The sequence below is a fragment of the Myxococcus sp. AB036A genome (genome assembly GCF_006547355.1).
Classification (GTDB): Bacteria; Myxococcota; Myxococcia; order Myxococcales; family Myxococcaceae; genus Myxococcus; species Myxococcus virescens.
The window spans coordinates 1-10,095 of sequence record NZ_VHLC01000172.1 but is presented as its reverse complement, the minus strand read 5'-3'; the positions used below and the strand labels follow the sequence as shown (position 1 = coordinate 10,095).

7 protein-coding genes are annotated in these 10,095 nt (G+C 70.7%); 4 read left to right on the top strand and 3 right to left on the bottom strand.

All coding sequences use genetic code 11. From position 1 onward, the window contains the following. Positions 1–649, bottom strand: a 649-nt coding sequence (locus FL344_RS37080; protein ID WP_228565644.1) for a CHASE domain-containing protein, incomplete at its 3' end; no start/stop codon positions are given. Positions 650–802: 153 nt separating this feature from the next. Here FL344_RS37080 and FL344_RS37075 point away from each other — a divergent pair. After that, positions 803–2,392, top strand: coding sequence for an NAD(P)/FAD-dependent oxidoreductase (locus FL344_RS37075; protein WP_141621821.1), 1,590 nt, complete (start codon positions 803–805; stop codon positions 2,390–2,392). A gap of 98 nt (positions 2,393–2,490) precedes the next feature. Beyond that, complete coding sequence (locus FL344_RS37070; protein WP_228565643.1) at positions 2,491–3,345, top strand: hypothetical protein; 855 nt, start codon at positions 2,491–2,493, stop codon at positions 3,343–3,345. 46 nt (positions 3,346–3,391) lie between these two features. On the opposite strand, the gene FL344_RS37065 is transcribed toward FL344_RS37070, so the two are convergent. Further along, positions 3,392–5,167 (bottom strand): methyl-accepting chemotaxis protein, encoded by a 1,776-nt coding sequence (locus tag FL344_RS37065; protein ID WP_141594518.1) that lies wholly within the window; start codon positions 5,165–5,167, stop codon positions 3,392–3,394. A 273-nt stretch (positions 5,168–5,440) separates the two neighbouring features. Here FL344_RS37065 and FL344_RS37060 point away from each other — a divergent pair, with 273 nt between their 5' ends. Beyond that, complete coding sequence (locus tag FL344_RS37060) at positions 5,441–5,632, top strand: CsbD family protein (protein WP_011556857.1); 192 nt, start codon at positions 5,441–5,443, stop codon at positions 5,630–5,632. A 174-nt stretch (positions 5,633–5,806) separates the two neighbouring features. Further along, positions 5,807–9,811 (top strand): hypothetical protein, encoded by a 4,005-nt coding sequence (locus FL344_RS37055; protein WP_141621819.1) that lies wholly within the window; start codon positions 5,807–5,809, stop codon positions 9,809–9,811. 70 nt (positions 9,812–9,881) lie between these two features. Here the strand turns inward: FL344_RS37055 and FL344_RS38795 are convergent. After that, on the bottom strand, positions 9,882–10,095 hold a 214-nt coding region (locus FL344_RS38795), incomplete at its 5' end, for a hypothetical protein (protein ID WP_228565645.1).

The window sequence follows — 10,095 nt, the reverse complement described above, 5'->3', positions numbered from 1 at the left end:
GCGGGGGGGCCTTCGTGCGGGTGTACACGGGGATGAAGATGACGATGCCCACGCGGCCCGCGGCGTCCTCCCAGCCTTGGATGAGCCGCACCTTGTGGGTGGCGGCCTGGCGCCTCGTGCCCAGTGCGCGCAGCATCGCTGCCCGGCGGTGGGGCTCGGTGAGCATGTCGAATCCCAGGCCCTGCTGCGTGCGGGCGTCCAGGGGGTTCATCATGATGATGGCGGTGTAGGCCTCGCGTGGGCCCGGGGGCCACACGGGATGGCCTGGCTCCTGCCTGTCGCGGACCTTCGCGTCGTACCGGGCCACGTCCTCCGGCCGAAGCCACCGCGCGAAGCCGATGCCCTCCATCCCCGGGAAGCTGCGGTTCAGCTCCAGGCTCTCCAGGTAGGCGTCGAACTCCTCCCGGTTCACGAAGCGGCTGCCGGTGAACAGTCCATGCACCCCCTGGAGCAGGGACTGGTTCAGCTCCAGGCGCTGCTGGAGGCCCAGCACTCCGTCATGGACCGCGCCGTCGAAGCGGTGCAGGCGGCGCTCGTGGATGCTCTGCTGCACATAGGCCGCCGACGCGGCGGTGAGGAGCAGCCCCACCAGGAGCACGCAGTAGGCGGCGGCGTTGCGGCGCAGGTGGGAGGAGGAATGCGGTGGCACGGTGGCCGAAGAAGGCTGGAATGGCGTCCACCCGGGGGCCAGTGCCGGATGGTGCTCTTGTAACGTCCTGGCTGGTTCGCGCGTTCGCCAGGTGAATGAGTGGGTGGGATTCCGTTCACCTGGGTACCGGAGGGCCTTGGCATCCGGTAGGGCATGGCAAGCGAGGGAGGCAGCGTGCGGCACGTCATCGTCGTGGGTGCGGGACCGGGGGGCTTGTCGGCCGCCATCAACCTGGCGGGGCAGGGCTTCCGGGTCACCGTGGTGGAGAAGGACGCGGTGCCCGGGGGGCGGATGAAGGGGCTGACGCTGGGCGCGTCGGGCGAGTACGCGGTGGACACCGGGCCCTCCATCCTTCAACTGCCGGGCGTGCTGGAGCAGATATTCCGGCGCGCGGGCCGGCGGCTGGAGGACTACGTCAAGCTGCTCCCGCTGGACGTCAACACGCGGGTGCACTTCTGGGATGGCACGCACCTGGACACCACCCGGCACCTGGGCCGCATGGAGGCGGAGCTGGCGAAGTTCGGTCCGCGGCAGGCGTCCGCGCTGCGCCAATGGATGGAGGACGGGCGGGAGAAGTACGGCATCGCCTACGAGAAGTTCATCTGCACCTCCGCGGACAACCTGGGCTACTACGCGCCGTGGCGGCTGGCGCCCACGCTGCGCTTCAAGCCCTGGCAGACGCTGTACCGGCAACTGGACGGCTTCTTCCACGATGACCGGGTGACGTACGCCCTGGCGTACCCGTCCAAGTACCTGGGCCTGCACCCCACGACGTGCTCGTCGGTGTTCAGCGTGATTCCCTTCCTGGAGCTGGCCTTCGGCGTCTGGCACGTGGAGGGCGGCTTCCGCGAGCTGTCGCGCGGCATGATGCGCTGCGCGCGGGACTTGGGCGCCACCTTCCGCATGGGCACGCCGGTGGAGAAGGTGCGCGTGGACGCGGGCCGCGCGGTGGGCGTGAAGCTGGTGGGCGGCGAGGTGCTGGACGCGGACGCGGTGGTGGTGAACGCGGACCTGGCCTACGCGGCGCGGTCGCTGATTCCGGCGGAGGCGCGGGAAGGCTCGCGACTGACGGACGCGGCGCTGGAGCGCGCGAAGTACTCGTGCAGCACGTTCATGGCGTACTACGGCCTGGACACGGTGTACGCCGACCTGCCGCACCATCTCATCTACCTGTCGGAGTCCGCGCGGCGCACGGACCGTGACGCGCTGGAGGACCGGCACGTCGACCTGGAGGACCCGCCCTTCTACGTGTGCAATCCGGGCGTGACGGACCCGTCCGGCGCGCCGGCGGGCCATTCGACGTTGTACGTGCTGGTGCCCACGCCGAACACGGGACGTCCGGTGGACTGGGCGAAGACGGAGCAGGCGCTGCGCGAGCGCATCCCCGCCATGCTGGAGAAGGTGGGGCTGAAGGGCGTGCGCGAGCACATCCGCGAGGAGCGCTACTTCACGGCGGAGACGTGGCGGGACGACTTCAACGTGTTCCGGGGCGCGGTGTTCAACCTGTCGCACACGTGGCTGCAGTTGGGGCCGCTGCGGCCGAAGGTGAAGAACCGGGACATCGAAGGGCTGTACTTCGTGGGCGGCGGCACGCATCCGGGAAGCGGCCTGCTGACCATCATGGAGAGCGCGAACATCGCGGCGGACTACCTGACGCGCGAGGCGGGCAAGGGGCCGCTGCCGGGCTGGCCGTATGTGCCGCCGCTGGAGCCGGAGGCGCCACCGCAAGCTCGCGCGGGGTGAGCGCCGCGCCATCCGGTGGCGCGCCCACCCGGCAGGCGGGGAAGGGCCGCCCGCATCCGCCGGGCGGGACGGGGGCGAAGCTGGCATAGTTGCGAGGCATGCCCTTCTTCATCCCATTCGCGGTGGGTGGCCTGGTGCTGACGGCACTGGGCCTGGGTGTGCGGAAGGTGCTGACGGAGACGGGCGTCACCCCGCCTGGGGATGCCCGGCTGGCCGAGGCGCGTGAGCGGCACCGCGGGGCGGTGGCCGCGCTCCGGGCGGACCGCCTCCAGGTCCGCGACGGCGTGGGCACCTACGGCGTGCTCCAGGCGCGGGTGCACGCGGAGGTGCTGGTGCCCTTCGGCGCGCTGTTGGAGCGGCTGGAGCGCTGGGGGCACGTCCGGGAAGCCGAGCTGCTGGAGCCCGAGGCGCTGGAGGCGCTGCGCGCGCTCCTTCGCGAATCCCCGTCCCGCGCGACGCGGCGAAACTGGCCCCTGTTGGGCGCGGGGGTCGAGGTGCCCGCCGCGCTGGAGTCCGTGCTGGCGTGGCTGGACCGGGGCTGGCTGGACGAGGACTCGCCGCCGGTGGTGCTGGATGGGACGCCGCTGTACGCGGCCATCTCGGCCCGCGCCATCCTGGCGGGGAGCGCTCCGGAGGAGGGGGCGCGGGCGCTCGATGCGGCCTCCGCGCTGCTGGCCCGGACGACGGCGTTCCTGGGGGAGTTGCGCGCGCGGCTGACGGCGCTGGAGCAGCGGGTGGCGGGGCTGCATGGACGGGCCTCGGCGCAGCTCGCCTACCTGGACGCGGCCAGCTTCGAGGCGGGCGGCGAGGAGCCCCGGGAGCGGCTGACGCGGCTGGCGGTGCTCGTGGGCCAGCTCGCCGTGCTGCTGCGCACGCCCGTGCTGAGCTCGGAGGGGCGTCTGACGCCCATGCTCGCCGCGCGTGCGGAGGACGACGCGCCTTCCAACGGCTGAGGCCGCGGCACCGTGGCCCGCGCTCGAGCACGGGCGAACCGCCGCATCAGACGTAGCGTTCAGCCAGTTGCGACACCTGTCCCGTCGCGTGGCTCACGGCCGAGGCCGCCTGCTGCGTGGTGTCCAGGTGCCGCAGCGTGTCCGTCGTCAGCTCATCCAACTCGCGCACCGCCGCGAAGAGCTGGTCCACGCCCGCGTGCTGCTGCGACACGGCCTCCGTAATCTGCCGCACCGCCGCCGCGGATTCCTTGGACAGTCCCGCCAGCTCGCGCAGCCGTTCGCCGCTGTGCCGCAGCGGCTCCAGGGCCTCGGCCACGCCCTCCGCGCCCTGGTCCGACATCGCCGTGGCCTGCTGGGTGGCCGCGGCCATGCTCTCCAGCAGGCCGCGCACCTGGTTGGTGGCCCGGACGGACTGGTCCGCCAGGTCGCGCATCTGCCGCGCCACCACGCCAAAGCCCTTGCCGTGCTCGCCCGCGCGCGTGGCTTCAATCGCCGCGTTGATGGCCAGCATGTGGGACTGGTCCGCCAGCGACTTCACCACCTCCGACACGCGGCCCACCTCGCGGGCGCGCTGCTCCAGGTCGAGCATCTGCTCGTGCAGCCCGGCCGCGATGTCGCGGATGGCGGTGAGCCCCTTCTCCGTGCCGGCCAGGGACTCTTCACCCAGCTTGCCCACGGCGGCGGCGCGCTCGGCCACCTGGAGGATGCTGGTGGCGCGCGAGTGCGTGACGTGGGACGCCTGCTGGATTTCCTGCGCCGTGGCGCGCGCCTGGTGCAGCGCCGCGGCCTGCCGCGACAGCGTCTGGTTCTGCTGGGAGCTGGCCTGTGACAGCCGCTGGCCCGCGTCGGCCAGGTCACCCGCGGAGGCGCGCAGCGAGCGCGGCATCTCCTGGAGCCGCTGGTAAAGCTGCCACGTGGACGCCGCCAGGTCGCCCACTTCATCTGAGGAGACCCACTGTGGCGGCGTGGCTCGGCCCTCCACCAGGGCCTCCAGGGACGCACCCACCGCGCGAGCCCCCCGGGCCAGCCGGCGGGCCGCCCAGGCCGCGGTGAGGATGGAGCCCAGCGCGGCATACCCGCCGAGCACCACCACCGGTTGCACCAGCTCCGCCTCCAGCGGCCGTACCGTGGCCTGGACGCGCTCGGCCGCCGCGGTGTCGCCCTGCGCCGCCAGGTCCGCCGCCAGTGCGCCCATGCCGCGCTCCAGGCGCAGGTGCAGCGTGACGATGCTGGCCAGACAGGTGATGAGCAGCGCGGAGACCACCATCGCGGGCAGCAGCCAGAGCTGGCGCGTGGCGAAGCCCTCACCCGCGGGCTTCGTGCTGGGCGCGCGCTGATAGGCGTCCAGCACCGTGGGCATCATCACCCGTTCGAACAGCATGTACGCCAGCGGGCTGCTGAAGAGGCCCGCGCTCACCGCCACCGCCACGCCCACCATCACCACCGACGCCGGTCGGTCCAGGAGCAACACCGCGCCGCCGTTGAAGAGGATGCCACCCAGCGTCCACGACACCATCATCTCCACGAAGGCGATGCTGGAGGGGATGCGAATGAGCCGCTCCACCCGCGTCGTCCCCTGGGCGCTCAGGGCGCGCTTCATCAGCCACGGCATCACCACCAGCGGCTGCACCACCGCGCACAGGCCGAGCACCACTGGGGTGATGATGCCCAGGAAAATCTTGAACTCTCTCGCACCCGACAGGTCGAGCAACTGCATGTCGACGTAGACCGCGGGCGTGAAGGCCACCGTGGTGACGACAGACCGCAGCAGGTAGAGCCGGCGTAGCAGGGCGCCAGGGGTCGGTAGCGAGGAGGTGGCCATCGGGAAAGCGGTGCTCCTGGGTAGCAGTGACCCCAGCGTGCGGCCCGAATTGCTCGCCGTCAATGTCCAGTCCCGTTCCGCCTCATCCAGCGTGTATGGAAATGCAGTGCTTGTCAGAGAGCGGCTGGCACTGAATTCTAGGATTGCCAGTCTCTGTTCTTCGCACCTGGTTGCCGTCCAGGCGGGGGGCCCTGGGGTGCCTGCGCGGCTCTTCTGGAATGCCCACACTCTGCCTGACACCAACGCGCTGTCTGTTGTGAAAGGAGACCCGTCATGGGCGAGTGGACCGACAAGGCCAAGGGCAAGGTCAAGGAAGTGGCCGGCGTCGCGAGCGGCGACCGTGAGCTGGAGGCCGAGGGCAAGCGTGATTCCGCAAAGGGCGCCATCAAGGGAAAGATTGAGGACGCCAAGCGGGCCATCAAGGACGCGGTCGACTCCGACAAGCCGCGCCGGGGCGAGCCCTAGCCGTCCTGCCTGGCGTCTGCCGGGTACATGCACGTGAATGATTCGGGCCGTGAGGAAGCCTTCCTCGCGGCCCGTTTCATTTCAGCGTGAGAACCAGAAATCCACGCTCCCTCCGTATCCGGTGCTGGACGGCATTCCATGCCGTCGCAGACCCGAACGAGGGGGAACTGCTGCATGCATGTGTCGCGAAATTCGTCGTTGAGGGGAGACGTGTGTCCGCCCGGGGCACACGCGCCCGCCAGTCGCCAGCATCCTCGCTGGCTCCAGGGCGTGGTGGCCGCGCTGGCGCTCTGGGGCTGCGGTGAGCCCACGCCCCAGGGCACTCCGCCGCCCGCTGAGCCCGTCGTCACCCGGACCGCCGAGGACGGCCTCGCCTGCACGCCGGAGGACATCGCGACCGGTGAATGGATGTGTACCGGCGGCTTCACCTACAGCCTGGAGTGTTACGCGCGGCAGACGAGCGCGGCCTGTGGCGCGGACACGAGCCCGAAGACGTGTACGTCCTACGGCACGTGCCGGCACGCGGACTTCGGCTCCACGTTGGGCGTGCACCAGGCCGTGTTTCCGTTGGGCACACGGCCCGACGCCTCGTGCGAGGTCGGCGCCCAGAACTACATGATGGACAACGCGCCCGCGTCCACGTGGGGGGGCATCACCTGGACCTGGTACATCGGTGGCAGGCCCCCGGGGGGCGGGACCTCGGAATCCATGCTCGTGGGAGGCGGAGCCCTCAAGCACGCCGCGGCGGGCGTGGGCGAGGAGTACTGCTACATCACCTACTCCAACTACCCGGTGCCGCACATGGGCACGGGACCGCAGTGCGGCACGGTGGAGTCGCCCTGCACGGTGGCCTGCCTCAACCCCCAGACGTGCGAGGTGAACGGCGCCTGGGTCACCGACGCGGCGCAGTGCGGAACGATGACGGGCCTCTGCGGCCCTGGGAGCGGCGCGCAGCTCCAAGGCACCTGCCGTGATGTCAGCCACGGCCTGGCGCCGGACGCGGAGTGCGGCGCGGGCTTCGTGGAGGGCCAGGCGCCCGCCAGCTCCACCCTGGCGCAGGTGCAGGCCCAGGCCCAGGCGCAGTGGGCGGCCTCCGGGAGCAGCGGCGCGCCCGTCTATGACGCGCCCATCCTGTGCTCGGAGTGCCGCGGCACCTTCTCGCTGACCGCGCAGGAGGTGAACCGGCGCGTGTACGCGGCGGTGGCCATGTCCCGGCCGGACCCCCGGCTGCACCTCCAGGCGGGCGTGGCGTACTTCCTGGCCCGTGACAACCCGGCACTCTCCCAGGCCGAGCTGACGGCGGCGCTCAACGCCGTCTCCACCGCGTTGAACGTCTACCCCTTCGACCCGGCGAAGGACGGCTCCGGCCCGCGGGTGCGGACGATGATTCGCATCCTCGCGCGGGCCCAGCCGCACCTGCCCACGACGACGGCGGCGAGCAAGGCGCTGCGGGCCTATGCGCAGTCGCTGCTGGGCAGCATGCACAATGGCTTGGACCTGGAGCGTGGCCTCGCCACCGCCCACTCGCTGGTGGAGCGCTACGGAGACGCGGAGGTCTTCTCCGAGGAGACCTGGTCGCGGCTGCATGACCTGGCCCAGGGCAACGTCGCGTTGGCGGCGGTGGTGAACGGCGGCGGCATTGGCGCGGGCGTGGGCGTCCAGACCACGCAGACCGCGGCGCAGATGCTGGCCCTCCGGCCCATGGGACCCCTGGCGGCCTTCGTGCTGCCCCGGCTGGCGAACGACGGGAGCCTGTCGACCACGAAGGCGGACGCGCGAGGCTTCATCCTGACGGCGTCCACCGCGGGCCTGTCCGCGGCGCAGCAGTACTCCGACATGCTCAACAACCTGAACGTCGCCGAGCAGGCGTACCGCGCCTCCATCGCGCTGAAGGAGCCGGGGCAGACGCTGGCCCTGGCGGAGGGCGGCGCGGCCCAGGCGTCTCTGTCCGGCACGCCGACGGCCGAGGAGGCGGCGCTCCAGGCGGCCATCGACGCGGCGAGGGCGCGGGGCACCCAGCTCAAGGACCAGCTCAACGGCGTGCGCGAAGGTGTGACGGGCGGCCTGGGCCTGGTGGCCGAGCTGTTCAAGAAGGACGGCGAGACGCAGTTCGCAGCGGACATCGTGAGGTTCGCCAGCGCGCTGAACACGACGCTGGAGGCGGTGGCGAAGTACGCGGAGAGCTCCGTCAAGATCGCGGAGAAGGTCTCCAGCTTCCTCAACCTGGGCGTGAAGGGCTTCGAGATTGTCAGCGGCGCCATCTTCACCGGGCAGCTCATCGGCGCTGCCTTCCAGCTCTTCTCCCTGCTGCGCGGGGCGGCCGAGCCGCCCATCGAGCAGATCATCCTCGAGGAGCTCCGCAAGCTCCATCAGTTCGTCGAGCAGATGCAGTCGCGGATGTTCACCCGGTTCGATCGGGTGGACCGCAAGCTCAACGACATCCACCGCGACATGCAGGCGCGCTTCGACCTGGTGGACTGGGAGCTGGGCCGGGTGAACCAGAACGTGGAGGAGGTGCAGGCGTCCTTGCACTCGCTGCACGCCGGGCTGAACCGCGTGGACCAGAACATGTACGAGTACTTCACCGACCTGAAGAACGACGGCTTCACGCTGACGGCCTGGAGCTACCTGGGCTGGGACACGCGTCACCCCTCGCCCATGCTCTACGCGGACTTCTCGCAGGCGGAGGACCGGTTCTCCATCTGGGGCGCGTTGGACGCGCGTCAGTCCACCATCCTCGCGGGCATCGACGGACGAGGCTCCAACCCGGACGTCAGCCCCGCGGACGAGTTGTCCACCCACAAGCTCTCCTACAACATCAACTACCTGCGCGAGTTCCCCTCTCAACTGGGGCTGCCCATGCTGAGCGGCGAGCGCATCTCCAGCCCGAAGGACTGGATGGCCGGCGCGGAGGCCTACGCGCAGCTCTTCGAGGAGCAGCCGGTGCTCGGCGGGCAGATGGTCTCCACCCGGCACAGCAACCTCATCACCGCGGGCACGCAGCTGGACACGGCGCTGCGCAACATTGGCAAGCCGCTGTTCGCCGGCCTCCACGCGCGCTACCAGGGGGACTGGGCGTTGCTGAAGGCGCTCATCGAGCAGGCGGAGTCCGACTGGCGGCACAGCCCCGCCCGCGGCCTGCACGGCATCGACCTGTGGGGCGGCCCGGACCAGGAGCCGGCGGCACACTACCTGAAGCCGGATGTGAAGCCCGTCGTCCCCTGCGGCGGCGGCGAGTGGGGGGACTACAACGGAGACGGTGCGCCGGACTCCCTCAGCGTGGACCCGGCCCGCTGGAATCACGACGTGCTGCGCCCGCTGCTCATCGCGGACAACCTGAACGTGGACCATGCCTCCATCGACCTGTGCGGCGAGGGGAGCTGGCAGCTCTACTCGGAGGTCTTCACGGGCTTCGGGGGCATGTACGAGCGCAAGTACCGGCTGGTGTCCACGCTGTACGTCCGCTACACCTACTGGGACGCTGCGGCGTCCGCGTTGAAGTCCGAGCGCGTGTACGAGCACCGCTTCACCGGCGGCTCTGAGTTCGTCACGCTGGTTCGCGGGGTGGACCGGCCCACCTACGACCCGAACAGCGAGCACAACCCCCAGGAGTGGATGGCGAAGCGCTGGTCCGACGTCTCGCGGGACATCGCGCCGTCCAACTACGTCCCGGCCCCTGCCTTCCGCGCCGCCATCCGCACCCGGGTGGTGGACGCGCTGAAGGACCAGCAGCGCCAGTTCTACGGCAGCATCGTCACGCGCATGGGCCAGGCGGGAGACGCGCTGCAACTCCAGGCGAAGCGGATGACGGGCACGCGGCTGTTGTGGCAGGCCTACACGGCGCTGGCGCTGCCGTTGTCGCTGGACCACGACGAGTACCTGCGCGGTCTGCTGTACGGCGAGGACGCGGTGCTGTCGGGCCACGACACGCCGCAGGACGTGGAAGTCACCCCGGTGATGAACGACGTGATGGACATGTACATGTTGTTCAGCGCCACGAACGCGCCGCCGGCCCACAACATCCTGGCGGACCTGCACCCGGCGGTGACGACGCGTGCCGACCGGCTGAAGGCCGCCATCGACGCCTCCCTGGATGCCCAGGCGGAGGCGGGCGGCCCCGAGGCGAGCGCCTGGGTGGAGCCGACGCTGCTGCGGCTGCGGCTCAGCGCCCCGCAGTGATGCTCATGCAGTGACCTGACGTGAGGTGGCGCGGGCCGCGGGGGACCTTCCTCCGCGGCCCGTGCCGTTGCTACCGCTTCGCCACCGGCGGGCACGCGACCTCAAGGAACGTCGTCGTCTTCCCGCTCAGCATGACCCACAGGCAGCGCAGCACGCAGCCCGTCCCGAACTCCCGGTAGATGAGCCCCAGGTTGGCGACCACCTCTCGTCCGGTGATGACCCCGCGCATTGGCACTTCCCCCTTCTTCAGCGTTCCGCCCGACCCCGCCACCTGTCTCTTATAC